Source organism: Parasphingopyxis marina, from assembly GCF_014237875.1.
Classification (GTDB): Bacteria; Pseudomonadota; Alphaproteobacteria; order Sphingomonadales; family Sphingomonadaceae; genus Parasphingopyxis; species Parasphingopyxis marina.
On sequence record NZ_JACJVJ010000001.1, the window covers coordinates 456,031 to 478,431 of the forward strand.

Here is a 22,401-nt window from a genome sequence, read left to right on the forward strand (position 1 = left end):
TTTTCCGCCAAAGGCGGGGCCGTGGGGCCAGCCCGCCTATTCGACATTGCCGACGACCAGCGAAACCATCGTGCTATTCGGCCCGGTGGCGGTCGCGGTGATGTTCGCGCCGCTCTCGCCGTCATTGCGGCTAGCGCTCACCGCATGCATCTGCGTACTCGTGACCTCGGTCTCGATCGTATAGCCGCGGCTTTCGAGCGCTTCGCGATAAAAGGCGATCACCTCTGCGGGGGGATCGTCGGTCTGGAAGGTGACGACCTGTCCGGAGCCACCGTCGGCGGCGCTGGCCTCCATCTGCGCGCTGCCATGGGGCTGCCCGCCGGGATAGGAGGGCAGATCGCCGGCGCGGGTGCCGGTGGAATTGCCGGTATGGATCGTCACGCTGCCGTCTTCGGAGGTGATGGTCATGCCGGGGGTTTCGCCGTCGGCATCCCGCGCGGCGACGTCTTCCCGTTCGGCCTCGCCGCCGCCCGGCATGCAGGCCGCCATCGCCAGCCCGGCCGCCGCGATCACACAGATATTCCGCATTCCGCCCTCCCTCGATCCTTGATTCGACCCGATGAGTGCCTTATATCAATAATACAGTAGAATATCGCGTAGACGGAGCCTAGCCAATGCTGAATCTTCTCTCCTTTGTCGTTGGGCTGATCGCCGCCGTGATTGCCTTTGTCGGGCTGATCCCGGTGTTCGGCATGCTCAACTGGCTGATGCTCCCGATCGCCTTTGTCGGGGTCGTCCTCGGCCAGCTCTCGTCGAGCAATGGCGGTCGCAATTTCAACCTGATCGTGATGGCGATCGGTATCGTTCGCCTCTGGCTGGGCGGTGGGATACTCTAGGCGAAACCGCCTGCCGTATCGCGCGGCTTGTGGCGGATGAGCCGCGAGGTTTCGACCGCCGCCTGTCGGTGGACGACGGCTTTCTGATAGTCGGGATCCGCGATCATTTCGAAAAAGGCGTTGGCGGCCGGATAATGGGCGACAAAGGCGGCGTCCCAGCGCTCCTCCTCCGGCCCGATCACCATGCATTGCGGTTCGCCCGACCATAAAAGCGTGCCGCCGACGCGCCGGAACACCGGCCCGCTCTCCTCCCCGTAAAGCCGATAGGCCTCGGCGCCGCTCAGGCCCTTGCCGGCCAGGTCGTGGCCCTCGGGATAGGCCGCCCTTTCGAGAAAGCGGACGAGGTTGAGCATCGCGATCGGCTGGTCCCGTTCGAGCGCCTTGAAAGCGTCGAAATGGGCGCGGCTGGGATCGACATAGCGGGGCTCTGTCATGCGCGGACTGTCCCCCGCGCCGGGCCCGTCGTCAAGCTTGCGCCCCTTGCAGCGATAATATAACATTATATTATCGCTTCCGGTTCGAGGAGAGAGAGAATGTTTCGCCACGGAATCCAGACCATCGACGCCAAGCCGATGAGCGACCTCAACACGACGCCGCTGATCGACGTGATGCTGGTATTGCTCATCATGTTCCTCGTCGCGATCCCCGTGATGACGCACAAGATCCCGATGACCGTGCCGGCCGGGCCGCCGATGATCGGTGAACCCACCGCCACGCACAGGCTCGACATTACCGCCCAGGGCGCGTTGCTCTGGGATGGCGCGGCGATCTCGACGCCCGAACTGGCGATGCGGCTGGACGCAGTCGTTGCCGATCCGGCGGCGCCCGCTCTGGAGGTCGCTGCGGCGCCTCAGGCGCGCTACGAACGGGTCAACCGGGTGTTGGCGACGATCGCGCGATCCGGTGCGCAGCGGGTCGGCTTTGTCGGCAATCGCGAGTTCGCCGGCGGCTTCTAGCGGCCGCTTGCGTGGGCGCGCGTTTCCCGGCACTATCGGGCGATGGGAAAAGCGCGATGGATTGCGGCGGCGGCAGCCGGAACGGCGGCGGTTGCGGCGGCGGCCTATTATCTCAATGAACGCAATAGCGAAAAGCCCGATTACGACCTGCTGATCGAGGAAGGGCGCTTTGCGCTGCGCGATTACCCGCCGCTCAGGGTGGCGGAAACGGTGCAGTCCGGACAGCGCGAAACGGCTTTTGGCAACGGTTTTCGCGTACTCGCCGATTATTTTTTCGTCCGCTCGCGCCCCGGCAAGAAAATCCCGATGACATCGCCGGTTCTCTGCAATCGCATCGGCGACGAGGATGAATGGCGCACCCGCTTCATGCTGCCGGTCCGGTTATCGGCCGAAGAAACGCCACCCCCGCCCGCCGGCGTCGGTATCGACGAAATCCCGGCGCGCAGGATGGCCGCGATCCGCTTCGCCGGGAACGCGGACGATGCGATGCTCGCGGAGAAAGAGGCCGAACTGCGCGAATGGATGGCGGCGAACGAAATCGAGGCGTCCGGCCCGGCAGAATATGCCTTTTACAATTCGCCGTTTATCCCTGGAGCACTGCGCCGCAACGAGGTGCTGATTCCGGTCGCCTAGCGTCCGCCGCCGATATCTTTCGCCTGCTTCAGCGCTAAATTGCCGGCGACCATGATCACGATCGCCGCGATGACAAAGCCGGTGAAGCCGCCAACCATCACGGAGACGGCGATCATGAACACGGCGATACCGGCGATCTGGGCTATGGAGATCTTTGGCAGCAGTGTCTGGCCATCGTCGGAGACGTCCTGACGCTGCCCCGCCGTTTCCGGTCCGGATGTACCGAACGCGTCGTCAAAAAATTCTTCGATACGGTCGCGGCCCATTCCGGCCGAACGGTCGGGCGGCGGCGTTTCCGCGCTTCGGGCGCTTGGCGGCGGTGGAGGTGCGGGTCGCCGGTCGGGGCGTCCGGGCATAAGCTCGGCGGCGCGTTTGGGCGGCCGGTTGGTCCGGGTTTCAAGGACGATAAGACGACCGTCCCGCTCGATTACCCGATATTCTGATGGCGGAGCATCCAAGGCGCTTTCCCTTCCGCTGCCTGTCTATACCGACAGGGCCGGACGGAAAAGCGCCTTGGTTCGGTGCGACCCGAAACGGGATTAACGGCATTCGGCATCGCTGCGGTCGATCTCCCGGCCGATCAGCGCGCCGGCGGCGGCACCGATGATCGTGCCGACGGTGCGATCGCGTCCGCCGTCGATTTCGCGGCCGACAAGCGCGCCGACCCCGCCGCCGATCAGCAGGCCGACCGTGCCGTCTTCGCGCTGGCAGCGATAGCGGCCCTCGCCGTCGCGCCAGATACGGCCGTCATAACCGCGGTGGCGACCATTGTCGTGGCCGTGGCGATAGGCGATCTGCTGGTGCCCGGCATGGCCCCAGGCGGGCGCATGGGCGGGCGGATTGGCCAGCGCAGGCGTGGAAATCGCGACAGCGGCGAAAGCAAGAAGGGGAATACGCATCACAAGGTCCTTTCCGGGGATCTTTTCGGGCATCGGTTTTTCGACCCGATAACAGCATAACTCGATTCCCTGACGAGTGGTTTCATGAACCTCCTACAACGCGCCGAAATGCGTCAAAACGTGCGGTGGGGCGGACTGGCCGTGCGGCGAACGGCCGATCAGCCGCCCTCGGCTCGGCGGAAATGCTGCCGGTTGCCAATTCGCCAGCTTTCGCCGCCATCGGTCGATATCTCCATGCGCGAGCGGAAACTGTCCCGCCCGATATCGTAGCGGGTGAAACGCAGCATGAGGCTCGATCCATCGGCCATCGGGGTGTCGGGGGTTACGCGCGTCTCGCCCGTATCGGGTCCGGTCATCCGCCACAGATGTCCGTCGGCGCCGACCGAAACCATCTCGATTTCATGCGAGGCGGGGCGCAGGAAGAAAAGGATGCCCGATGCCTGGTTGAGCGCGGGCAATGTGCTCATGCCCGATACCACGCGGTCGGGCACGACCCAGCCGAAACGATATTGCCCCTCCAGCACCCGGCTGGACCCGTCTTCGCCGATAAACTCGGTCGTCACGTCCCACAGCCCGATGACATGGCGAAGCTGGGAAACGCCTTCGGGCGCAGGCTCGGGCGGCGATGCCTGGGCCCATAGCGGGCCGGCCCATAAAAGCAGGGCGGCGGCGATCGAAGCGATGGCGCGGGCCATGGCGGTCTCTCCCTTCGGACGAGCGCCGATCATTGCGTATCGGGGGCCGCGATGGCTAGAGCGGATTCGATGAGCGACGGGGGCAAACGACGGAGAGCCGAGGCCGGGGCCAGCGAAATCGCTGCGCTGATCGGCGTGGACGGGCGGTTGCGGCTGCGCGTCACTCCGCACGCGAAGCGGGACCGGCTGACGGTCGAGCGCGATGCGCCGGGCGGGCCGCGCCTGCGCGTCTGGGTGATCGCCGTGCCCGAGGATGGCAAGGCCAACAAGGCGGTGGTGAAGTTGCTCGCGAAAGCGCTGGGGAAGCCGAAATCGGCGCTGACCATCGAGCGGGGATTAACGAGCCGGGACAAGACCATCCACATAGCGGGGGGGTAGGGGGAAGCGAACGGCCCCGTCCCGGCTCTCTCAGGGAAACGGCGCTATTCGTCGCCGCCCCAGATCACGATGCCGTCGCGAATCCCGCGCTCGGCCATTTCTCCGGCATAATCGCTGCGCGCGTCGGCGAGTTCGCCATAATATTCGTCCCAGGCGTCGCGGGCGTCCTCGGGATCGGTGGCGCGGGCAAGATCGCTGTCGAGTTCCTGCTGCGCCTCGCGGATGTCGGCGAGATAATCGTACCAGTAATCATTCTCCTCGCCGCCGATCGGTCCGGCCAAGGTTTCCGGGCCTTCCCCCTTGTCGGCGCCGGCGGCGGCGAGGGGAATGGCGAAGGCCGTGGCGAGGGCTATCGAAACAAGGCTGTTACGCATGGTAAAATCTCCTTCCGGTCAACACCCAACGGCCCGCAAGCGAGTCGGTTCATCCACGCCGCGCGATAGGCGGCGGTCCGTGAGCGCGACGCGACGAAGCGCCGCGGCAACCCGATCGGCGTTTTCAGCCCTCGCGGCGGGCGCAGGCGATGCAGAGCGCGGCTTCGGGCCGGGCGTCCAGCCGCGCGGGCGCGATATCCCCGCCGCAGCGCACGCAGATGCCGTAATCGCCCTGTGCGATGCGGTCGATCGCGCGCTTGACCGAGGCGATCTCGCGGGTCACGAGCGCCGCTTGCCCCTCCAGCGCGTCGTCATCCTCGCGCTCCACCGCGCGTTCAGAACTGTCGGGATCGGCGGGCTCGCCCAGATCGCGGGCAAGATGCGCCTGGCGCTCCTCCAGCTCGGCGAGCTGGGCTTCGAGTTTCGATTGTGCGGGGGAATGATCGGTCATCGGGTCATACTCCAAGAGAGGAAAGTCCAGCGTGCTATCCGCCGTGCCGAGTCGCTAGCCCGGGCCCGGCCGCCGGACCTTGATCGAGCGCAAAGCCGCCGGCCGGGGCAAGGGGAAGGGCGGATTGGCCTGCAGCGCCGGTTTCGCCCATTCCATGTTACCGTTCCGTCCTGCCCAGCGGGCCGGATTGTAACCGTAACATAACGTAATTTAACGGTTTCTTGGCATTTCAGGCGCAGATCAGGACTTAATTAACGCTGGGAAGAAAAGCTATGGAAACCACCGTTCACAATTCGCCGCAGCCGCCCCGGTTCGGCCGCAAGCCCCTCTCCTACCCGCAAGGGCTGCTGCGCACCAACCCGCAAGGCAATGGCGTCGTTTCGACCGATCGCTGCGCGTCCGGCCGGTCCGGCACCGGGCACAGGGCTTCCAACAGCGGCGCCGCTTCGGAGAAAAAGAGCGGTTCGCTTGTCGGGGGCATGGCCCTGTTCGGCATCGCCCTTGCCGCTTTCGGCATCGCCTTTTCCGCCTTCGGCCTTCAGGGTCCGGTGACCACCGCCTCCGCCAATGTCGCCGCGCGGATCACCAGCTTTTCCGATTGCGGCTATGATGCCAGCGAAAACTGCGTCATCAACGGCAGCAGCTTCGTGGTCCATGGGGACCGGATCCAGCTGGCCGGCATCGTCGCGCCCGATCGCTTCTCCAACTGCGCCGAGGAACGCGAAAAGGGCGCCGAGGCGCAGGCGCGGCTGATCCAGCTGCTCAACGCCGGCCCGGTGGAGCTGGTCGGCACCGGCACTACCGGCGGCCGGCTTGTCCGCGAGGCCTATATCGGCCGCACCTCGATCGGCGATACGCTGGTCGACGAAGGCCTTGCGCTGTCGGCCGGCCGCCGCTGGTGCGCCTAGCGCTTTAACCGGTTGTTGACGCTCTTGCCGCTAATCGGGCCGCGGGGGTTTTATGGACGATTATTACGCCATTGCATTGGGAGCGCTGGTCGCCATTGGCGGCTTCCTGGCGCTGTTCGTTTTCCTGGGCCTGCGCGGCAACCGGCCGGATTTGCTGGGCCCGCCCGCCGATTTCGGAAAGCGGGAGTTCGGCAAGAAGCCGGTCGTGCGCCCCGCGCCGGTCGCGCGCACGCCGCTGCCGCGCCCCGCGCCGCCCAAGCCGCAGCCCGCCATCGCCGCCTCTACCCGTCCCATCGCCGCCGAGCCGGAAGCCTTTGACCCGGCACCGGCCGATCCGGCGCCATCCAATCCGGCGCCGGGCCCCGCGCCCACGCCCGAACGCGCCGAGTTCGATCGCGTCTGGCGGCGCGAAGGATCGGCCGGCCGCGCGCAGATGAGCGAAAGCGATTACACGCCCGAACAATATGTCGAGCGCGAGGTGAAGGCGCTGCTTCTCCAGGGCCAGCGCGCCCGCGCGCTTCGCCATGTCATGTTCGCGCTCTCGATGCCCGCCGACCAGGCCGATGCCTATGTCGACCGGCTCGCCTCCGCCACGCGCTTTTAAAGGCCCCGCCTCGCCCGGTTCCATCCCCGGCTTGCGCCATGTTATGGCGAATCGGGCAAAGGGGGAAAGATGGGCAAGATTTTCCTGTCCTATGCGAGCGACGACCGGAAGCTCGCCAAGGATATCCAGGCGCGCCTCAGGCAGCACGGCCATGACGTCTTCTTCGACGAAGACAAGCTCAAGCCGTCCGACGGCTATGACCGGATCATCCGGCGGCGGATCGCGAAAAGCGATCTCATGGTTTTCCTGTGCTCCGAGCATTCGCTCAAGGAAGGCCGCTATACGCTGACCGAGCTCGAGCTCGCCGAGCGGCAATGGCCCGATCCATCGGGCCGGGTGCTGCCGATCCTTGTCGGCACCATGACGTTCGACGATCTTCCCTCTTATCTCAAGGGGCTCAGCGCCTATCGCTACAAGGGCGATCCGGTGTCGGAAATCACGCATCTCGCCGAGGAGATGGTCGGCACGCGCCGCCGGGCGCGGCGGATGCGCTATGGGGGGGCGATCGCCGGGGCCGCCGCGCTGGCGATCGGCATCGCGCTGGTCGCCGCGCAGATCGGCGGCGGGGAATCCGCCGATAGCGGCGCGCAGGCGGACGAGGTTGCGCAGGGGGATGCGCCCCGGCCGGATCCCGATATTCCCCGGGTCAATATCACGGACCAGGAGGTCGACAATTTCCACGATTACGAAACGGTATTGGAACGGCCGCTCGGCATTTCCGTCTGCCCCAAATCGCGCTTCAACGTCTTCAACTCCTCCTCGCGCCGGATCATGCTGCGCGTCGCGGTCGCCTATTCGGACGTCTACCAGGATCTCGGCCCGCTGGAGCCGGACGGCTTCCAGGAAGTCGAGACCGATACCGGGCTCGGCATCTATCTCGTCGATGCGCGGACCGACAATGTCCTCCACTTCGTCGATTTCGAAGGCGCGAACTGCGACTGACCGAAGGGCTCCGATTGCCCGCGTTCGGCCTCAGCCCGTGTGGCAATCGTTGCAGCAATAATAGCAGCCGTTCGATTGCAGATAGCGCTTCTTCGCCTCGGCCACCGCGCCATGGCAATTGGCGTGCCAGCCCAGCCCCTCGCGGTTCTTCGGTTCGGGTTCATGGCCGCAATCGGCATCCTTCTGATGGACTTCATGATCGCCATTGGCCTGCGCATTCGCGTTCACATAGAAATAGGGCATCGCCGCCTCCTCCGCCGCCCAGGCTAGCGCGCCGGGCCCGGCGATGGAGCCGCAGATGCATCCGAAACGGCGCCGCACCGGCGCGGCCGCCGGGCGGGCAAGGGCGGGACGGAAGAGCCCCGACGATTTCGTTTCGCGTCCGGCGCGGCCGGGTGTAAAATGGCTGGCCGCACAGTGCGCGCCGGAGCTGTCGCCATGATCAAGCTTGTCGCCGCCTTCCTTATCCTCCTGATTTTCGCCGCAGGCGCCGCCGCCGCGGAGGTTCCCCCCTATCCCGATGGTTTCCGGACCGAACGGATCGCCACCAACGGCACCACGCTCCATGTCCGCATCGGCGGGGCCGGCCCGGCGGTGATCCTGCTCCACGGCTATGGCGAAACCGGCGATATGTGGGCGCCGATGGCGGCCGATCTGATGCGCGATCACACCGTCATCGCGCCGGACCTGCGTGGCATGGGCCTGTCGGACCGGCCCGAGGGCGGCTATGACAAGCGCACGCAGGGGCAGGATATCGCCGGGCTGATGGACGCGCTCGGCATCGCGCGGGCGGATATCGTCGCGCACGATATCGGCAATATGGTCGGTTTCGCGCTCGCCGCCGGGCATCGCGGCCGGGTCACCCGGCTGATGCTGATCGACGCGCCGGTGCCGGGCATCGGGCCGTGGGAGGAAATCCTGACGAACCCGCTGCTCTGGCATTTCCGCTTCGGCGGGCCGGACATGGAGCGGCTGGTGGCGGGGCGCGAGCGCATCTATCTCGATCGCTTCTGGAACGAGTTTTCCGCGCATCGCGAACGTTTCGACGAAGCCTCGCGCGCGCATTATGCCGCGCTCTACGCGCTGCCCGGCGCGATGCATGCCGGCTTCGCCCAGTTCGCCGCGTTCGACCAGGACGCGATCGACAACCGCGCGATGATCGCCGAGGGCGGGCCGCTGGCGATGCCGGTGCTCGCGGCGGGCGGCGAAGGATCGTTCGGCCCGCAGATGGCGGCGGTGATGCGCGCCGCGGCGAGCGACGTGACCGAGGCCGTGATCCCCGATTCCGGGCACTGGATCATGGAGGAAAACCCGGCCGCGACCGTGGCGATGGCGCGGGCCTTTCTGGACGCGCGCTAGGGCGCAGCCGCCGCTTGACACGGAAGGGGTGTAAACACGGGGCATCGGCGCGCCGGGGCGAAGCGCGGCCATCCCCCGATTTCCGCGGGCTTGCGGCGATCGGCGGGCGCCCGCGCGGCGCGGCGGGTGTGACCTTCGAAAAAGGGCGCCGACGGCGGCAATCGGATCCAGGCGGCATCTCCCAAACGGCTATCCGGGCTGCGGACGCGCGAGGATAGCCGATCGCCCCGCCTGTAGGACAGCAAATAGGATCGTAAGCCGGACCGGTGTCGGCTGCGCGCATTGCGGACTATGGGAGAGGTTGCGCTGGGAGCCTCCGGGCGAGACCGGGACCGCTATGGCCGCCTGCTCCGCCGCACCTCAGTGAGCGGGTAATCGGTGGGCGCGGTGCTGATCGAGGAAGGAATGGCCCGGCCCTATGCGAGAGGACGACGCTAATTAGTGAACTGTCACCGCAATCCGCAATTTTCCATTCGATGGCCGATCCGATGATGACGGCTTTCGGCCTAGGGCCGGTTTTGGCGCGCAGGAGCGCGTCAAACGTCGGTTGTAGTTTGCGGTCCATCGTCTTTTTCTGGCCAAATCAGATCGACTTGGCTTTTGTTAAATCTGATGTCTGTGAATACCGCCACGAACCCGATCTCCGGAATTCGAAGCACATTTTCCCAGAAATGGAATCGAGCGTTGCTCCATCTCCACGGCGCAATTCGGGTTAATGCAGTTTCTCCATCCTCGCCCGAGCGTCCCCATGTCGCCATGTTCTTGTTATAGACTCTGTCTTGGATTTCGAGGCGCACTTTTTTCGCCCACTTCTGATAAGACTCGGCGTCCTCAGGTACCGGCCCCAATATAGATTCGAGGCGCATCGCCACCTGAATTCCCGTCATATCATAGTCTAATTCAGCTTCTTGTCTCGCCCTGGCTCGTTTCGCAGCAAGTTCGTTTTTGCGGAATTTCTCAGTTCCTTCTCCAGCGGTACGGGAGGATTCGGCCTGTCGTGCGGGTTGCGCTGCCGCCGGGGCGGGCGGTCCGCCAAAAATAGCGGTTTCAATTTTCGCGCCGGGCAAGTGCCAAGCTTGTTGGGTCGAATTGTCGCCAGCTTTTTGGCTTGAGCCGCCTGCACCTGACTGTTCGACGACGGTATTCGTGGGCTTCAGCAACCATAGCGCAGCAAAATAGAACACCGAGACGCCCAGCATGACGATGCCGATTGTCTGAATAGTGTCGGCGGTCATAATGTCACCCACGGCATTCCGCGCGTCTTCTGATGCAAAAGTTCCGAATAAGCCTGCGGCGGTGTTGATGAAGCCCACGGCAACACCGGGAGTGCTAACTAGGCTTCGGTAAACTTTCTCCCGCATATCGACTCCGTGTCAGTTGCTATGTCACGTATAGCAGACTCTGATACTTGCCGACTTGATCTGGGGTCTAGGGCTTGGGCAGTTTCGCTTGCGGCTCTGGATGCAGGATTAAGTTGGGCATGACGGAAAGACGCATGCGACGACGGTGCTAGTTAGTGAACTGTCACCGTAATTCCGCTACCTTATTTCCGTCGCGGCCCTGTTGGCGGCGGTGGCGGTGGCGTTCGCGGTACAGACCGACCGGGGCTATCGTGTAGTGGCCGTGGTGAAGGAGGCGGTGGGGGAGGTGTAGGGCTGTTCGCCAATTTCAACTCCATGGTCCTCTAAGAATGGCGTACGCCAGCAATAATATACCTAAAATAAATCCAGCGAAAGATGTGAGCAGAAGGCGAGAGACCCACAATGAAATATCCGGTGGATCTATATCAGATATCTCCATTTTATAGTATTTTTCCGTTTTTGATATCTGAGACGTATACGCTCGTGAGCTAAGGTATTGCTCTGACAGGCTCGCCAGCAATGAAATGGCTATCAGGCTCAATCCGCATATCAGTATGTTGGAAGGCTTTTGACCTTGCAATGCCTGTGAGCTGAAAAATGTTGGAACAAGTAAGAGAATCGCAGCGCTAAGCTGAATGATCGTTTTTACGAAACCATCTTCGGTTTCTCGCTTCGCTTGAGTGAGATAGTTAAGCTCTTCTAAAAGCTGATCGTAACGTTCCCATTTATCCACTTTCCGGAGTGGATGTTTGATTTTGGGCGATTTTGATATTTTCGCCATCTACTATCCCTACTCCGCCGCAACCCCCGCCTTTTCGAACATATCGTCGCCCTCGTCCTCGCCTTCTTCGTCATTGGCGTTGGCTTTCTGGCGCTTGTCGAAATTGTCCCAGACCTCGTTCCAGTTGCCGCGCGTCGCGGCCTTGGAATATTCGGTGGCGCGGGTCTCGAAGAAATTGGCGTGCTCGACGCCGTTCAGCAGCGGGGCGAGCCAGGGCAGGGGATGGTCGTCGACCATGTAGATCTGCTGCAGGCCCAGCTGGTCCAGCCGCCAGTCGGCGATATAGCGGATATATTTCTTGATCGCCTTGGGCGTCATCCCCTCCACCGGGCCCTGCTCGAAGGCAAGGTCGATAAAGGCGTCTTCCAGCCGCACCGTCTTCTGGCAGCAATCGATGATATCTTCCTTCACCGCCTTGGTCAGGCAGTCGCGCTCGGCGCAGAAGGCGTGGAACAGCTTGGTGATGCCCTCGCAGTGCAGGCTCTCGTCGCGCACGGACCAGCTGACGATCTGCCCCATGCCCTTCATCTTGTTGAAGCGCGGGAAGTTCATCAGCATCGCGAAGCTGGCGAACAGCTGCAGCCCCTCGGTAAAGCCGCCGAACATGGCGAGCGTGCGGGCGATGTCGGCATCGTTATCGACGCCGAACTCGTTGAGATAATCGTGCTTCGCGGCCATTTCCTCATATTCGAGGAACATGCCATATTCGCTTTCGGGCATGCCGATCGTGTCGAGCAGGTGCGAGTAAGCGGCGATATGCACCGTTTCCATGTTGGAAAAGGCGGCGAGCATCATCTTGATCTCGGTCGGCTTGAACACGCGGCCATATTTGTCGTGATAGCAATTCTGCACCTCGACATCGGCTTGGGTGAAGAAGCGGAAGATCTGGGTGAGCAGGTTGCGCTCGTGATCGGAAAGCTTCTGCGCCCAATCCCGGCAATCCTCGCCCAGCGGCACTTCCTCCGGCATCCAGTGGATCTGCTGCTGCCGCTTCCAGAAATCATAGGCCCAGGGATATTCGAACGGCTTGTAGGTCTTGCGGGCTTCGGTGAGGGACATGGACGGTTACTCCGGGCGGTTAGCTGTTGAGGGCGAGCGTGAAGCCGCCGAGGAAAAGGCCGAGCGCGAAGAGCATCGCGCCGACAATACGAAGGGCATAGGCGCTGGCCTCGCTGTCGCTCAGCCCAAGGCGCGCGCGCAGCGCGCCGGGCTTCAGCAGGACGGCGAGGCCGGCGATCGCGGCGACCGCGCCGATCAGCGGCATGATGGCGGCGGCGCGCGTCATCCGCGCCGGTCCCTGTACCGGTCCCGATAGACGATCACCTTCTTGCTGCTGCGCGCGCCGACGCCGATGAAGACGATGCCGATAAAATAGCCGAAATCGTACCAGCCGCCATTATTGGGCACCGCGTAGATCGCGACATTGTCCATGAACAGCGAGAGGATCCAGGCGACCGGGAAGATGAAGCCGTGCCACACGCCGAGCAGGAAGCCCGGCGCTTCGGGCGCGACCCCCGCCGCCTCCTGCCGCGCGCACGCGGCGAGCAGGATAAGCGGCGCCGAGACGGCAGCGAGGCGCGCCGCGCGGATCATTGGCAGGCCAGGCACTCGTCATAATCGGTGGTCTCGGCCGTCGCGAGTTCCACCTGTTTCGGGTCGAGCGTGTTGTCGGCCTCCACCCCGCCGGCGAAGCCCGCGCGCTGCACGGATTTCGAGCGCAGATAATAGAGCGACTTGATGCCGAGCTCCCAGGCGCGGAAGTGGAGCATCAGCAGGTCCCATTTGTCGACGTCCGCCGGGATGAACAGGTTCAGCGACTGCGCCTGGTCGATATAGGGCGCGCGGTCCGCGGCCAGCTCCAGCAGCCAGCGCTGGTCGAGCTCGAAGCTGGTCTTGAAGGATTCCTTTTCCTCGGGCGTGAGGAAATCGAGATGCTGGACGCTGCCGCCCTTTTCGAGGATCGAATTCCAGACCTTGGTCGAATCCTTCGATTTCTCGATCAGGATCTTTTCGAGATATTTGTTCTTGACGATGAAGCTGCCCGACAGCGTCTTGTGGGTATAGATATTCGCCGGGATCGGCTCGATGCAGGCGCTGGTGCCGCCGCAGATGATGCTGATCGAGGCGGTCGGCGCGATCGCCATCTTGCAGGAAAACCGCTCCATCACGCCCTGGTCGGCGGCATCCGGGCACGGCCCCCGCTCGTTCGCCAGCATCATCGAGGCTTCGGATGCCTTGGTCTGGATATGCTTGAAGATCTTGAGGTTCCAGCTCTTGGCGAGCGCGCTTTCGAAACCGAGGCCGCGGGCCTGCAGGAAGCTGTGATAGCCCATCACGCCCAGGCCCACCGAGCGCTCCTGCGCCGCGGAATATTTGGCGCGCGCCATTTCGGGCGGGGCGCGGTCGATATAATCCTGCAGCACATTGTCGAGGAAGCGCATGATATCCTCGATGAACATCGGATCCCCGTTCCACTCGTCCCAGGTTTCCAGGTTGAGCGAGGAGAGGCAGCATACGGCCGTGCGGTCGACGCCATGCTGGTCGACGCCGGTCGGCAGGGTGATTTCCGAGCAGAGGTTGGAGGTGGAGACCTTCAGGCCCACGTCGCGCTGATGCTTGGGCATCATCCGGTTCACGGTATCGGCGAAGACGATATAGGGCTCGCCGGTCGCCAGCCGCGTCTCGACCAGCTTCTGGAACAATGCGCGCGCATCCACGGTGCCGCGGACGCTGCCGTCCTTGGGCGATTTCAGGTCGAACGGGGCGCCGTCGCGCACGGCTTCCATGAATTCGTCGGTAATCAGCACGCCGTGATGCAGGTTCAGCGCCTTGCGGTTGAAGTCGCCCGAAGGCTTGCGGATTTCGAGGAACTCCTCGATTTCCGGATGGTGGACGTCGATATAGCAGGCGGCCGAACCGCGCCGCAGCGAGCCCTGGCTGATGGCGAGGGTCAGCGAATCCATCACCCGGACGAAGGGGATGATGCCGCTGGTCTTGCCGTTGAGGCCGACGGGTTCGCCGATGCCGCGGACATTGCCCCAATAGGTGCCGATGCCGCCGCCGCGCGAAGCGAGCCAGACATTCTCGTTCCAGGTGTCGACGATATTTTCGAGGCTGTCGCCGACGCTGTTGAGATAGCAGGAAATCGGCAGGCCGCGCCCGGTGCCGCCATTGGAAAGGACGGGGGTCGCCGGCATGAACCAGAGCCGCGAGATATAGTCGTAGAGCCGCTGGGCATGCTCCTGATCGTCGGCATAGGCGGATGCGACGCGTACGAAGAGATCCTGGAAGCTTTCGCCGGGGAGGAGGTAGCGGTCCTTCAGCGTCTCCTTGCCGAATTCGGTCAGGAGATCGTCGCGCGAGGGATCCTGGACGATGTCATAGGCTTGCGGGCGCACCGACTTGCTGTCGATCGCTTCCTCGGCCGGGGCGGCTTCCGGCGCATTTTCGATAAGCTTGGCCATCGCCTCTTCGGGCGTGAATCCGTCTTCCTGCGCGGCCTGCTTGTCGCCGGCCTTCGCATTTGCCTCGCTTTTCGTCGTTTCGAGCGTCTCGGCCATATCGTCCACCGGCACTTCGCCGTTATTCGCCAGATCCATCATCATAACCCCTTATCCGCCCCCTCGATATAGGAATGTTCTTCCTTCGTTCGAGTCGGGACCCATTTTCCTACACATGTTTCGTGGCCTTGCGGGAACTCATTTGCTCTTGTCCCCGATATCCACATGGCCTGTCCGAAAGGGGCGCAAACAGGAATGCCGCGAAGCGCGATCGCGGAAAATCACCACAACCTGTTGGGTAGCCCCCGGGCCAAACCACTAGTCATAGTGTCTTAACCACGATTCGGGCACAAGAGGGTAGATGCGAATTTTGTGATTCGATTCGGCGCTATTTTGATTCGCTTCATCGCAGGCGTAACGATTGTTATCGCGCGCGACGCGTGGACCAAGCTGGCCTTGCGGATATGCAAGGGAACGAAACTGGAACAAAATAATTTTTGGCAAATGTGGCTGCCAGCGGTTTGAAAAGCCCGGCGAATCGATAGGCCTCCACCCGCCGCGCCGGCTTTTCAGGCGGTTTCCCGCTCGTTCGCATCCATCGCGCGTTTGAGCGCCGGGCCGAACAAAAGGATGGCGATCGCTCCCGAAAGCGAAATCCCGCTATTGAGGATCCAGAAGCCGGTCGCGCCCATGCTTTCGTAAAAGCCGGCAATATAGCCCGAGCCGATGCCGGTCACGAAGGCGGTCAGATAGACGGTCGCCATCATCAGGGCGTTGGTTTTGGCGGGCGCGCGCCGCGATACCAGCGCCAGCATCGTCGGCCATGACCACATGAACGCCACGCCGGACAGGGTGAAGGCGATCAGCGGAAAGACGATTCCCGCCGGGCCGGCGCCGGCGAGCCAGGATCCGACGGCGAGCGACGCCATCGAGGCGGCCATGACCGCCGCGCCGATGCCGATCTTGCCGAGATCGCCGGGTTCGCGGCCGTGCCGTGCCTGCCAGCCCCAGAGCAGGATGAGCAGCGGGACGACCAGCACCGAAGCCAGCGAATCGAGCGACGCAAACCAGGGCACGGGAACCGTGCCGGCGGCGGTGGCCAGATCCACCTGCTCGGAAACCCAGATCATCCCGACATTGAAGATCTGGTCGTAAGCGAGGAACTGGCACAGGCTGATGACCAGGATTACGCCGATCAGGCCAAGCATCCGGCGTTCATGCCTTTCGAGCGGGGTAATCGGCTCGGCGCTTTTCGCGCGCGGCCGTTCGGCGGCGAAATGGCGCATGCCGCTAAAATAGATGAGGGCCGCGACGAGCATGAAGAGCCCGGCCGCGCCGAACCCGATATGCCAGCCATAGAGCTGCGCGAGCAGGCCGCAGACCACCGGGCCGGCAACCGCGCCGATATTGATCCCGGTCGAAAAGATCGTGAAACCGCGCGTTCTGCGCGCCTCGTCGGCCTTGGGATAAAGATGGCCGACCTGCGCGGCGATATTGCCCTTGAGGCAACCCGATCCGAGCACGAGCAGCGTCAGCGCGAACAGCACCGTGACCTCGAACGCCATCGCGAAATGGCCGAGCGTCATCAGCACGATGCCGATCATCACGGTCTTCTTCGCGCCCAGCCAGCGGTCCGCGATCCACCCGCCGAACAGCGGGGTGAAATAGACGAAGCCGGCATAAAGCCCGAACACCTGGCTGGCGAAGGCCTGGGTCGATAGCGGCCCGGTCATCGATTCCAGCCCGCCGCGCAGGGCGGCCATGCCCGCGACATTTTCGATATGGCCGGGCAGGAGCAGTTCCTGGACCATGTAGAGCACCAGCAGCGCGCGCATCCCGTAGAAGGAGAAACGCTCCCAGGCCTCGGTCATGGCGAGATAGGCCAGGCCCTTGGGATGTCCGAGAAAGGTAGCGGTGGGTGGCGGCGCACTGCTGGCGAGCCCGGCCCCAGTGTCGGTTGCGATACGCTTTGCCCCCCGGCTTGTCGCCGCCCGGCCCGGCAATATGCCGCGGCGCGAGGCGTGATTCCTCCAAAATAGGCGCATTGTGCAGCGAGTCCAGCGGCTTGGGCGATCTGCCCGTCAGAGGCGCTGGCTGCGCATCGGCGCGGCTGCTAGCGTCGGGCGATGCTCTGGATCGTCTTCGTCATGGGGATCGCCAATTTCTTCCTCCATCGCAGCGTGATGGAAGGGCGCGGTCCGGTGTTCGCCGAAATCGCCGCGACGCTCCGGCGATTCGGCGGCGGCTGGGGCAGCTATGTCTTCGAGTTCGCCCTGCTCGTCGCCGCGCTCGCCTTTGCAAAACAGGGCCAGCCGATGGCGCTGTTCCTCTACGGCGCCTATACCGCGCTCAACGCCGGCGCCTATATGCTGCTCAGCCAGATGAACCGCGGCCCCTAGGCGAAGCTTCAGGCGGCTTCCATGTCCATCAGCGCGTCGGGCATGGCGATATGCGCGGCGAAATCGACGATTTCGGCATTGGGCGCGCCGTTCACCGCGAAGCCCGCATAGCCCTTGTCCGCCACCTCGCGGCTGATCGAACGATAGCTGTTCACGCCGCCCACATAGGGCATGAAGATGCGCGGCTTGCCGGGAATATTGGCGCCCAGATACCAGCTGTTGGCGCGCATATAGATGGTCGGCTGGGCGATCATGTTGACATGCTCGACCCAGGCGTCCTCGGCCTCGGTCAGCGGCTCGATCGTGCCGCCGCCGATCGCCGCGAGGCAATCGGCGATCCAGCCGACATGCTGCTCGATCGACACGATCATGTTGGACAGCACCGAGGGGCTGCCCGGCCCGGTGATCAGGAAGAGGTTGGGGAAGCCCGCGCTCATCAGGCCCAGATAGGCGCGCGGGCCGGCCGCCCATTTGTCGGCCAGCTTTGCGCCGCCCCGGCCGCGAATGTCGATCTTGCCCAAGGTGCCCGTCATCGCGTCGAAGCCGGTCGCGAAGACGATGGCGTCGAAATCGCGATGCCCGGTCGCCGTGTCGATGCCGGTCGCGGTCAGCCGCTCGATCGGCTCCTCGTTGATATCGACGAGATGGACGTGATCCAGGTTGAAGGTCTCGTAATAGCCGATATCGACGCACATCCGCTTGGCGCCGGCCGGATAGTCTTTCGGGCAGAGCTTCTCGGCGGTTTCGGGATCGCGCACCTTTTCGCGGATACGGGCGCGCAGGAATTCGGCGATGGTCTCGTTCGCCCGAAGGTCGATGCCGATATCGGCATAGGATGCGAGCATGGTGAGCCCGCCATAGTCCCAGAGCTTGCGATAATGGGCCTCGCGTTCCGCGTCCGGCACCGCGAGCGCCAGCTGTTCGGGCGGGCCGAAGGGCAGGCGGATGCCGATTGCCGTATCCCGCGCCTCTTCGCGAAAGTCGGGATAATGCGCCTTCACGTCCGCCACATAATCCGGATCGAGCGGGTGGTTGTGCGCGGGCGCGATATAGTTGGGCGTGCGCTGATAGACGGTGAGCGCGCTCGCCTGCTTCGCGATGAGCGGGATCGACTGGATGGCGCTCGATCCGGTGCCGATCACCGCGACCTTCTGCCCGGTAAAATCGACGCCTTCATGCGGCCAGAGCCCGGTCATATAGGTCGGCCCCTCGAAATCCGCGATGCCGGGAATGCCCGGCACCTGCGGCGAGGAGAGGCAGCCGGTCGCCATCACGCAATAGCGCGCCGAAACGGTCTCGCCGCCATCGGTGGTCACCGTCCACCGGTCCGATGCTTCGTCGTAATGCGCGCTTTCGACGCGGGTCGAGAATGTGATGTCGCGCCTGAGGTCGAACCGTTCGGCGACATGCTGGGCGTAGCGCAAGATTTCGGGCTGGGTCGCGTAGCGCTCGGTCCAGTCCCATTCCTGCTGGAGATGCTCGTCGAAGGAGAAGCTATATTCCATGCTCTCGACGTCGCAGCGCGCGCCGGGATAGCGGTTCCAGTACCAGGTGCCGCCGACATCGTCCCCGGCCTCGAACACCCGGGCGCTGAGCCCCAGGCCGCGCAATCTGTGGAGCATGTAGAGCCCGGCGAAACCGGCTCCCACGATCACCGCATCGACGTCATTCTCCCGCATGCCATCCTCTCCCAAAGATGTCTCGGCGCGCATGATGCGGCAGGAGCGGGGTGGAGTCGAGAGGCGCAGCCTAGCCGGGAAGATCGAGGGTCAGGCGCTGCGGCGCGCCGTCGTTCACGCCATCGAACAGGACGAGCAGCGAGAGCCGGTTGCCCTCCAGCCCGATCACCGCGATCGCCTCGGCCTTGCCCTCATAGGGCGCGGAGACCGTGGCGAGCGGGGCCAGCCCGCCATCCTCGCCGCGCAGCAGGATGCGGTAGGCAATGTCCTGGTTCTGCGCCGGGCCGGTGAGGATCAGCAGCCGCCCGCCGGGCAGGAAGGCGAGATCGCGTACGCCTTCGTCCGGATCGAGGGCCAGGGGAATGGCGCGGCCCGTCCCCGCAATCTCGCGCGAGAAGAGCGCGGTCGCGCTGGTTTCGAAGAGGAAGGCGGTGCCGTTTACCGCCGGCGCGCGCAGCCCGAAGATCATGCGGTCGCCATCGACGGCGAGCCCTTCGATATTGAGCCCGTTGCCGCCTTCGAGCCGCGCGCCAAAATAGCCGGCGAGTTCGGGCGCGCGCCTGAGCAGGCCGGACAGGCGATAGCTTTGCTCGACCGCTACGGTGCCCGGCGCGACATCGGTGCCCGGCTGGTCGTCGGGCGTGATGCGCACGACGAGGAAGGAGGCCGCGTCGAATTCGTCATTGTTGCGCGAACAGCCATGCGAGCCGGTGACATAATAGGCGCCGTCGCTGAACGCGGCCGCCTCGCCATCGAGTTCGCCGTCGCCGGAAATGCCGCCGCCGCAAATGCCGGAAGGCGGGGTGCCGAGCGGGCGTTCGGGGCCGAGCAGGGCGAAACGCCGCCCGGCGCGCAGCATGTCGTTGCCGAACGCCGCCCATTGCGCCTCGGCCTCCTCGTCCTCGATGGCGAGGCAGCGCATTTCGCCGCCACCGGCCGCCTGCCAGTCGCAGGCAAGGCCGCTCACATCCTCGGACGCTTCGCCCGCCGCGCCGAAATGCCCGGCAACGGTGACGACGGGGCCGAAATCGCGCGGCGGCGCGCTGCTCTCGCCGCAGGCCGCCAGCGCCAGCAACAGGATGCCTGTCAAAGCCGCTCTCATGCCGCGCACCCCACGCATTGCGTCGCCATCGGATCGATCTCCAGCCGTTTCTCCGCGATCGCCTCGCCGCAGCCCAGGCACCAGCCATATTCGCCATCGTCCAGCCGCTTCAGCGCGGCGTCGATGCGCGCGATATCGGACTTGCGCCGCCGCGCCTCGGCATCGGCCATCGCCTGTTGCTGCATCGCGTCCATGCGCGACAGCCGGCCGACGCTTTGCTGGTCGAGCTCGACGGGCTTGCGCCATTCGGCGGCGCCTTCGTCCTCGGAGGCGAGCGCGCGGCGCAGCTCTTCCAGCCGCTTGCGCCATGTCCGTTCGTCGAAGCCATTCGCCATAAGCGATGTGTCGGGCTTGGCCGGGGCAAGATCAAGCGCTAGTCGATGCCGATGGTCAAACGTCTCGCCCGCTGGATCGGCAGCGGCCTGCTTTTCCTCCTTATCGCGATCATGCTGGCACCGGTGGTGATCCCGCCCTTTCTCGACCGCATCTATTATGAAGGCGCGCCGAGCGACCATTTCGACGGCGAGCATTTCTTCAACCCCGACGAGGGCGAAGGCGAATGGGTGGGCGATCCGACCAGCCGGACCGAGCCGCGCCGCCGGGGCAGCTTCGTGCGCGGCGCGCTGTTCGGCGATGCGCGCCCCGAATGGCCCGATCATGTCGCGGTGACGCCCGTCATTCCCGAAGCGCGCGTCGAGGGGGACCGGATGGTCGCGACCTGGGTCGGCCATGCGACGGTGCTGGTGCAAACCCAGGGGCTCAACATCCTTACCGATCCGATCTGGTCGGACCATGCCTCGCCCTTCCCGCCGCTGGGGCCGGAACGCGTGGCCGAGCCGGGCGTACGGTTCGCGGACCTGCCGCCGATCGATCTCGTCCTGGTCAGCCACAATCACTACGACCATATGGACCTGCCGACCTTGCGGCGGCTGTGGGAGCGGGACCGGCCGACCATCGTCACCAGCCTCGGCAACGATGCCGTGATCGCCAATGCCGGCGCGCAGGCGGTGACGCGCGATTGGGGCGGGCGGGTGCGCATCACCGACAATGTGGAGGTGATCGTCACCCGCAACCATCATTGGGGCTCGCGCTGGTTCGTGGACCGGAACCGGGCTCTATGGTCGAGTTTCGTCGTGCGGACGCCGGGCGGCAATATCTTCTTCGCCGGCGATACCGGGCCCGGCGACATGCGCTGGCCGCAAGAGGCGGCGGCCTACGGCCCCATCCGCCTCGCGCTCATCCCGATCGGCGCCTTTCGCTTCCAGCCCGGACAGAACTGGAGCGGCAGCCATGTCGGGCCGGATCACGCGGTGCAGGTGTATGAAGCGCTCGGCGCGGCGAACGCGCTCGCCATCCACTGGCGCACCTTCCGCCTCAGCTGGGAAGAGATCGATACGCCGCGCGCACTGCTCGCGCGCCATCTCGCCGAAGCCGGGATTTCCGAAGATCGTTTCCGCGCCGTGCCCCAGGGCACGGTTTGGGCGGTACCCGCGCTGGCGGCGCGCTAGCCCGCTTCCTCAGCGGTGCATTCGCGCCGCCATTCGCCTTCGAGCCGGCCGTTGACGGTGATATTCTCGCTGCCCGTGCCGGTGCGCATCGTGGTTATCGCAAGATCGAAGCCGGTCTCGCTGTAGCTGCCGTCGAGCGCGAGGGTGATCGAACCCGGCGTCGCATTGCAGGTCAGCCGCGCCGTAAGGGCGTCGTCGGCCATGCGGAATTCGTCATATTGGCAGGCATTGCCGCTTCCCGCCCAGAACTCCGCGGGCGGGCGATCGGCATATTCGACCGGCAGGCAAATCGTACGGGCATTGCCGCGCCGATCGCCGTCCGCCTCGATCTCGGCTTCCTGGGCGCCGCTCATCGTGGCCTGATCGACCTCGCCGATCGTTTCGGAGAGCGACCAGAGGCCGGGGCGCAGCGGCTGCTCGGCAAGCTCGCCGGTCTGCACGCGATTTTCGACGAGTTCGGTCTCGTAGGGCATTTCGGGTTCGGAATCGCCGCACCCCGCGAGCGCAAACGGCGCGAGGGCGGCCAGCGGCAGGGTATTGGGAATGAGGCGCATGGGGGAATCCTTCAATCACTTGAATTGATTGAGAAAACCTAGTCGCGGGGCGTAAAGAAACCGTATGACCGCTCTTGGGCCGGGATTAACCTTAGGCCGGCCCCACTTTGAACACGCACAGCTTGTTGCCATCGGGATCGCGGAAATAGGCGCCGTAAAAGGCCTGCGGGCCCAATTCACCGCGCACGCCCGGCGCGCCTTCGTCGGCGGCGCCCAGCGCGAGCGCCTTGGCGTGGGTCGCGTCGACCTCGGCGCGGCTTGCGGCCGCCAGCGCGATCATCGATCCGTTGCCGGCGCTGGCCGGCTGGCCGTCATGGGGCGGGGTGATCGCGATCATCGGCCGTTCCATGTCGGTGCCATAGGCGGTCGCGCCGGTCGGGAACTCCATGACCCGCTTGGCGCCCAATTCGCCGAGCACCGCGTCGTAAAAGCCGCGCGCTTTTTCAAGATCGTTGGTGCCGAACATTGCATAGCCGATCATC

Annotated in this window: 30 protein-coding genes; 10 read left to right on the forward strand and 20 right to left on the reverse strand. The window is 64.5% G+C overall.

The genetic code is table 11. From position 1 onward, the window contains the following. Positions 1-36: 36 nt before the first annotated feature. The gene (locus H6P80_RS02260; protein WP_185799719.1) at positions 37-528 is read right to left on the reverse strand and encodes a hypothetical protein; all 492 of its coding nucleotides are present in this window, start codon (positions 526-528) and stop codon (positions 37-39) included. An 86-nt stretch (positions 529-614) separates the two neighbouring features. Between H6P80_RS02260 and H6P80_RS02265 the strand changes: the two genes are divergently transcribed. Next, complete coding sequence (locus tag H6P80_RS02265) at positions 615-836, forward strand: hypothetical protein (RefSeq protein ID WP_185799720.1); 222 nt, start codon at positions 615-617, stop codon at positions 834-836. Here the strand turns inward: H6P80_RS02265 and H6P80_RS02270 are convergent. Then, on the reverse strand, positions 833-1,270 hold the full coding sequence (locus H6P80_RS02270; RefSeq protein WP_185799721.1) for a DUF1330 domain-containing protein: 438 nt from the start codon (positions 1,268-1,270) through the stop codon (positions 833-835). The genes H6P80_RS02265 and H6P80_RS02270 overlap by 4 nt on opposite strands. Positions 1,271-1,369: 99 nt before the next feature. On the opposite strand from H6P80_RS02270, the gene H6P80_RS02275 reads away from it, so the two are divergent. Next, positions 1,370-1,792 carry an ExbD/TolR family protein gene (locus H6P80_RS02275; protein ID WP_185799722.1) on the forward strand — a complete coding sequence of 141 codons (423 nt, stop codon included), beginning with the start codon at positions 1,370-1,372 and terminating at the stop codon, positions 1,790-1,792. Between the two features lie 42 nt (positions 1,793-1,834). Then, a complete protein-coding gene (locus tag H6P80_RS02280) occupies positions 1,835-2,425 on the forward strand; it encodes an SOUL family heme-binding protein (protein ID WP_185799723.1) in 591 nt (196 codons plus the stop codon). Here the strand turns inward: H6P80_RS02280 and H6P80_RS02285 are convergent. The 3 genes from H6P80_RS02285 to H6P80_RS02295 form a co-directional block, all read right to left on the reverse strand. Then, positions 2,422-2,691 carry a hypothetical protein gene (locus tag H6P80_RS02285; RefSeq protein ID WP_185799724.1) on the reverse strand — a complete coding sequence of 90 codons (270 nt, stop codon included), beginning with the start codon at positions 2,689-2,691 and terminating at the stop codon, positions 2,422-2,424. The genes H6P80_RS02280 and H6P80_RS02285 overlap by 4 nt on opposite strands. Before the next feature lie 273 nt (positions 2,692-2,964). Further along, on the reverse strand, positions 2,965-3,324 hold the full coding sequence (locus H6P80_RS02290) for a glycine zipper 2TM domain-containing protein (protein ID WP_185799725.1): 360 nt from the start codon (positions 3,322-3,324) through the stop codon (positions 2,965-2,967). 158 nt (positions 3,325-3,482) lie between these two features. Then, positions 3,483-4,019 carry a hypothetical protein gene (locus H6P80_RS02295; protein WP_185799726.1) on the reverse strand — a complete coding sequence of 179 codons (537 nt, stop codon included), beginning with the start codon at positions 4,017-4,019 and terminating at the stop codon, positions 3,483-3,485. Between the two features lie 69 nt (positions 4,020-4,088). On the opposite strand from H6P80_RS02295, the gene H6P80_RS02300 reads away from it, so the two are divergent. Beyond that, positions 4,089-4,397, forward strand: coding sequence for a DUF167 domain-containing protein (locus H6P80_RS02300; RefSeq protein WP_185799727.1), 309 nt, complete (start codon positions 4,089-4,091; stop codon positions 4,395-4,397). A 44-nt stretch (positions 4,398-4,441) separates the two neighbouring features. On the opposite strand, the gene H6P80_RS02305 is transcribed toward H6P80_RS02300, so the two are convergent. Next, positions 4,442-4,771, reverse strand: coding sequence for a hypothetical protein (locus tag H6P80_RS02305; RefSeq protein ID WP_185799728.1), 330 nt, complete (start codon positions 4,769-4,771; stop codon positions 4,442-4,444). A 124-nt stretch (positions 4,772-4,895) separates the two neighbouring features. Next, the gene (locus tag H6P80_RS02310; protein ID WP_185799729.1) at positions 4,896-5,222 is read right to left on the reverse strand and encodes a TraR/DksA family transcriptional regulator; all 327 of its coding nucleotides are present in this window, start codon (positions 5,220-5,222) and stop codon (positions 4,896-4,898) included. Between the two features lie 272 nt (positions 5,223-5,494). On the opposite strand from H6P80_RS02310, the gene H6P80_RS02315 reads away from it, so the two are divergent. From H6P80_RS02315 to H6P80_RS02325, 3 genes are all read left to right on the forward strand, one after another. Beyond that, positions 5,495-6,130: a thermonuclease family protein gene (locus H6P80_RS02315; RefSeq protein ID WP_185799730.1), complete on the forward strand. Its 636-nt coding sequence runs from the start codon at positions 5,495-5,497 to the stop codon at positions 6,128-6,130. A 52-nt stretch (positions 6,131-6,182) separates the two neighbouring features. After that, on the forward strand, positions 6,183-6,734 hold the full coding sequence (locus tag H6P80_RS02320) for a hypothetical protein (RefSeq protein ID WP_185799731.1): 552 nt from the start codon (positions 6,183-6,185) through the stop codon (positions 6,732-6,734). Between the two features lie 69 nt (positions 6,735-6,803). Beyond that, positions 6,804-7,676, forward strand: coding sequence for a toll/interleukin-1 receptor domain-containing protein (locus tag H6P80_RS02325; RefSeq protein ID WP_185799732.1), 873 nt, complete (start codon positions 6,804-6,806; stop codon positions 7,674-7,676). Between the two features lie 30 nt (positions 7,677-7,706). Here the strand turns inward: H6P80_RS02325 and H6P80_RS02330 are convergent, their stop codons facing one another. Further along, positions 7,707-7,919, reverse strand: a complete 213-nt coding sequence (locus H6P80_RS02330; protein ID WP_185799733.1) for a hypothetical protein — start codon at positions 7,917-7,919, stop codon at positions 7,707-7,709. A 195-nt stretch (positions 7,920-8,114) separates the two neighbouring features. On the opposite strand from H6P80_RS02330, the gene H6P80_RS02335 reads away from it, so the two are divergent. Continuing rightward, complete coding sequence (locus H6P80_RS02335) at positions 8,115-9,035, forward strand: alpha/beta fold hydrolase (RefSeq protein WP_185799734.1); 921 nt, start codon at positions 8,115-8,117, stop codon at positions 9,033-9,035. A 536-nt stretch (positions 9,036-9,571) separates the two neighbouring features. Here H6P80_RS02335 and H6P80_RS02340 read toward each other — a convergent pair. The 7 genes from H6P80_RS02340 to H6P80_RS02370 all read right to left on the reverse strand — a co-directional run bounded on the left by H6P80_RS02340 (position 9,572) and on the right by H6P80_RS02370 (position 16,722). Next, complete coding sequence (locus tag H6P80_RS02340) at positions 9,572-10,396, reverse strand: hypothetical protein (RefSeq protein WP_185799735.1); 825 nt, start codon at positions 10,394-10,396, stop codon at positions 9,572-9,574. Between the two features lie 307 nt (positions 10,397-10,703). Beyond that, positions 10,704-11,177: a hypothetical protein gene (locus H6P80_RS02345; RefSeq protein WP_185799736.1), complete on the reverse strand. Its 474-nt coding sequence runs from the start codon at positions 11,175-11,177 to the stop codon at positions 10,704-10,706. A gap of 9 nt (positions 11,178-11,186) precedes the next feature. Continuing rightward, on the reverse strand, positions 11,187-12,236 hold the full coding sequence (locus tag H6P80_RS02350; RefSeq protein WP_185799737.1) for a ribonucleotide-diphosphate reductase subunit beta: 1,050 nt from the start codon (positions 12,234-12,236) through the stop codon (positions 11,187-11,189). A 19-nt stretch (positions 12,237-12,255) separates the two neighbouring features. Continuing rightward, positions 12,256-12,462, reverse strand: coding sequence for a hypothetical protein (locus H6P80_RS02355; protein ID WP_185799738.1), 207 nt, complete (start codon positions 12,460-12,462; stop codon positions 12,256-12,258). Beyond that, positions 12,459-12,770, reverse strand: coding sequence for a hypothetical protein (locus H6P80_RS02360; protein ID WP_185799739.1), 312 nt, complete (start codon positions 12,768-12,770; stop codon positions 12,459-12,461). The genes H6P80_RS02355 and H6P80_RS02360 overlap by 4 nt, the downstream gene beginning before the upstream one ends. Further along, the gene (locus H6P80_RS02365) at positions 12,767-14,776 is read right to left on the reverse strand and encodes a ribonucleoside-diphosphate reductase subunit alpha (protein ID WP_185800943.1); all 2,010 of its coding nucleotides are present in this window, start codon (positions 14,774-14,776) and stop codon (positions 12,767-12,769) included. Before H6P80_RS02365 ends, H6P80_RS02360 begins: the two co-directional genes overlap by 4 nt. Positions 14,777-15,246: 470 nt before the next feature. Next, positions 15,247-16,722: a peptide MFS transporter gene (locus tag H6P80_RS02370; protein WP_185799740.1), complete on the reverse strand. Its 1,476-nt coding sequence runs from the start codon at positions 16,720-16,722 to the stop codon at positions 15,247-15,249. 81 nt (positions 16,723-16,803) lie between these two features. Between H6P80_RS02370 and H6P80_RS02375 the strand changes: the two genes are divergently transcribed. Continuing rightward, the gene (locus tag H6P80_RS02375; RefSeq protein WP_185799741.1) at positions 16,804-17,076 is read left to right on the forward strand and encodes a hypothetical protein; all 273 of its coding nucleotides are present in this window, start codon (positions 16,804-16,806) and stop codon (positions 17,074-17,076) included. 8 nt (positions 17,077-17,084) lie between these two features. Here H6P80_RS02375 and H6P80_RS02380 read toward each other — a convergent pair whose 3' ends face one another. The 3 genes from H6P80_RS02380 to H6P80_RS16435 all read right to left on the reverse strand — a co-directional run bounded on the left by H6P80_RS02380 (position 17,085) and on the right by H6P80_RS16435 (position 20,192). Then, a complete protein-coding gene (locus tag H6P80_RS02380) occupies positions 17,085-18,755 on the reverse strand; it encodes a flavin-containing monooxygenase (protein ID WP_185799742.1) in 1,671 nt (556 codons plus the stop codon). Between the two features lie 70 nt (positions 18,756-18,825). Further along, complete coding sequence (locus H6P80_RS02385) at positions 18,826-19,857, reverse strand: DUF3616 domain-containing protein (protein WP_185799743.1); 1,032 nt, start codon at positions 19,855-19,857, stop codon at positions 18,826-18,828. Then, entirely contained in the window at positions 19,854-20,192 is a 339-nt protein-coding gene (locus H6P80_RS16435) for a TraR/DksA family transcriptional regulator (RefSeq protein ID WP_185799744.1), read from the reverse strand. The genes H6P80_RS02385 and H6P80_RS16435 overlap by 4 nt, the downstream gene beginning before the upstream one ends. A gap of 45 nt (positions 20,193-20,237) precedes the next feature. On the opposite strand from H6P80_RS16435, the gene H6P80_RS02395 reads away from it, so the two are divergent. Continuing rightward, positions 20,238-21,365 carry an MBL fold metallo-hydrolase gene (locus H6P80_RS02395; protein WP_407947215.1) on the forward strand — a complete coding sequence of 376 codons (1,128 nt, stop codon included), beginning with the start codon at positions 20,238-20,240 and terminating at the stop codon, positions 21,363-21,365. Here H6P80_RS02395 and H6P80_RS02400 read toward each other — a convergent pair. Both H6P80_RS02400 and H6P80_RS02405 read right to left on the reverse strand, forming a co-directional pair. Further along, positions 21,362-21,919: a DUF3617 domain-containing protein gene (locus tag H6P80_RS02400; protein WP_185799745.1), complete on the reverse strand. Its 558-nt coding sequence runs from the start codon at positions 21,917-21,919 to the stop codon at positions 21,362-21,364. The genes H6P80_RS02395 and H6P80_RS02400 overlap by 4 nt on opposite strands. A 91-nt stretch (positions 21,920-22,010) precedes the next feature. Next, entirely contained in the window at positions 22,011-22,400 is a 390-nt protein-coding gene (locus H6P80_RS02405) for a VOC family protein (RefSeq protein ID WP_185799746.1), read from the reverse strand. Position 22,401 lies beyond the last annotated feature (1 nt).

What these genes read in the sequence shown, in the direction of transcription:
- H6P80_RS02260 (WP_185799719.1), bottom strand. Translation starts at nt 528, where the DNA reads ATGCGGAATATCTGTGTGATCGCGGCGGCCGGGCTGGCGATGGCGGCC.
- H6P80_RS02265 (WP_185799720.1), top strand. Translation starts at nt 615, where the DNA reads ATGCTGAATCTTCTCTCCTTTGTCGTTGGGCTGATCGCCGCCGTGATT.
- H6P80_RS02270 (WP_185799721.1), bottom strand. Translation starts at nt 1,270, where the DNA reads ATGACAGAGCCCCGCTATGTCGATCCCAGCCGCGCCCATTTCGACGCT.
- H6P80_RS02275 (WP_185799722.1), top strand. Translation starts at nt 1,370, where the DNA reads ATGTTTCGCCACGGAATCCAGACCATCGACGCCAAGCCGATGAGCGAC.
- H6P80_RS02280 (WP_185799723.1), top strand. Translation starts at nt 1,835, where the DNA reads ATGGGAAAAGCGCGATGGATTGCGGCGGCGGCAGCCGGAACGGCGGCG.
- H6P80_RS02285 (WP_185799724.1), bottom strand. Translation starts at nt 2,691, where the DNA reads ATGGGCCGCGACCGTATCGAAGAATTTTTTGACGACGCGTTCGGTACA.
- H6P80_RS02290 (WP_185799725.1), bottom strand. Translation starts at nt 3,324, where the DNA reads ATGCGTATTCCCCTTCTTGCTTTCGCCGCTGTCGCGATTTCCACGCCT.
- H6P80_RS02295 (WP_185799726.1), bottom strand. Translation starts at nt 4,019, where the DNA reads ATGGCCCGCGCCATCGCTTCGATCGCCGCCGCCCTGCTTTTATGGGCC.
- H6P80_RS02300 (WP_185799727.1), top strand. Translation starts at nt 4,089, where the DNA reads ATGAGCGACGGGGGCAAACGACGGAGAGCCGAGGCCGGGGCCAGCGAA.
- H6P80_RS02305 (WP_185799728.1), bottom strand. Translation starts at nt 4,771, where the DNA reads ATGCGTAACAGCCTTGTTTCGATAGCCCTCGCCACGGCCTTCGCCATT.
- H6P80_RS02310 (WP_185799729.1), bottom strand. Translation starts at nt 5,222, where the DNA reads ATGACCGATCATTCCCCCGCACAATCGAAACTCGAAGCCCAGCTCGCC.
- H6P80_RS02315 (WP_185799730.1), top strand. Translation starts at nt 5,495, where the DNA reads ATGGAAACCACCGTTCACAATTCGCCGCAGCCGCCCCGGTTCGGCCGC.
- H6P80_RS02320 (WP_185799731.1), top strand. Translation starts at nt 6,183, where the DNA reads ATGGACGATTATTACGCCATTGCATTGGGAGCGCTGGTCGCCATTGGC.
- H6P80_RS02325 (WP_185799732.1), top strand. Translation starts at nt 6,804, where the DNA reads ATGGGCAAGATTTTCCTGTCCTATGCGAGCGACGACCGGAAGCTCGCC.
- H6P80_RS02330 (WP_185799733.1), bottom strand. Translation starts at nt 7,919, where the DNA reads ATGCCCTATTTCTATGTGAACGCGAATGCGCAGGCCAATGGCGATCAT.
- H6P80_RS02335 (WP_185799734.1), top strand. Translation starts at nt 8,115, where the DNA reads ATGATCAAGCTTGTCGCCGCCTTCCTTATCCTCCTGATTTTCGCCGCA.
- H6P80_RS02340 (WP_185799735.1), bottom strand. Translation starts at nt 10,396, where the DNA reads ATGCGGGAGAAAGTTTACCGAAGCCTAGTTAGCACTCCCGGTGTTGCC.
- H6P80_RS02345 (WP_185799736.1), bottom strand. Translation starts at nt 11,177, where the DNA reads ATGGCGAAAATATCAAAATCGCCCAAAATCAAACATCCACTCCGGAAA.
- H6P80_RS02350 (WP_185799737.1), bottom strand. Translation starts at nt 12,236, where the DNA reads ATGTCCCTCACCGAAGCCCGCAAGACCTACAAGCCGTTCGAATATCCC.
- H6P80_RS02355 (WP_185799738.1), bottom strand. Translation starts at nt 12,462, where the DNA reads ATGACGCGCGCCGCCGCCATCATGCCGCTGATCGGCGCGGTCGCCGCG.
- H6P80_RS02360 (WP_185799739.1), bottom strand. Translation starts at nt 12,770, where the DNA reads ATGATCCGCGCGGCGCGCCTCGCTGCCGTCTCGGCGCCGCTTATCCTG.
- H6P80_RS02365 (WP_185800943.1), bottom strand. Translation starts at nt 14,776, where the DNA reads ATGGATCTGGCGAATAACGGCGAAGTGCCGGTGGACGATATGGCCGAG.
- H6P80_RS02370 (WP_185799740.1), bottom strand. Translation starts at nt 16,722, where the DNA reads ATGCGCCTATTTTGGAGGAATCACGCCTCGCGCCGCGGCATATTGCCG.
- H6P80_RS02375 (WP_185799741.1), top strand. Translation starts at nt 16,804, where the DNA reads ATGCTCTGGATCGTCTTCGTCATGGGGATCGCCAATTTCTTCCTCCAT.
- H6P80_RS02380 (WP_185799742.1), bottom strand. Translation starts at nt 18,755, where the DNA reads ATGCGGGAGAATGACGTCGATGCGGTGATCGTGGGAGCCGGTTTCGCC.
- H6P80_RS02385 (WP_185799743.1), bottom strand. Translation starts at nt 19,857, where the DNA reads ATGAGAGCGGCTTTGACAGGCATCCTGTTGCTGGCGCTGGCGGCCTGC.
- H6P80_RS16435 (WP_185799744.1), bottom strand. Translation starts at nt 20,192, where the DNA reads ATGGCGAATGGCTTCGACGAACGGACATGGCGCAAGCGGCTGGAAGAG.
- H6P80_RS02395 (WP_407947215.1), top strand. Translation starts at nt 20,238, where the DNA reads ATGCCGATGGTCAAACGTCTCGCCCGCTGGATCGGCAGCGGCCTGCTT.
- H6P80_RS02400 (WP_185799745.1), bottom strand. Translation starts at nt 21,919, where the DNA reads ATGCGCCTCATTCCCAATACCCTGCCGCTGGCCGCCCTCGCGCCGTTT.
- H6P80_RS02405 (WP_185799746.1), bottom strand. Translation starts at nt 22,400, where the DNA reads ATGATCGGCTATGCAATGTTCGGCACCAACGATCTTGAAAAAGCGCGC.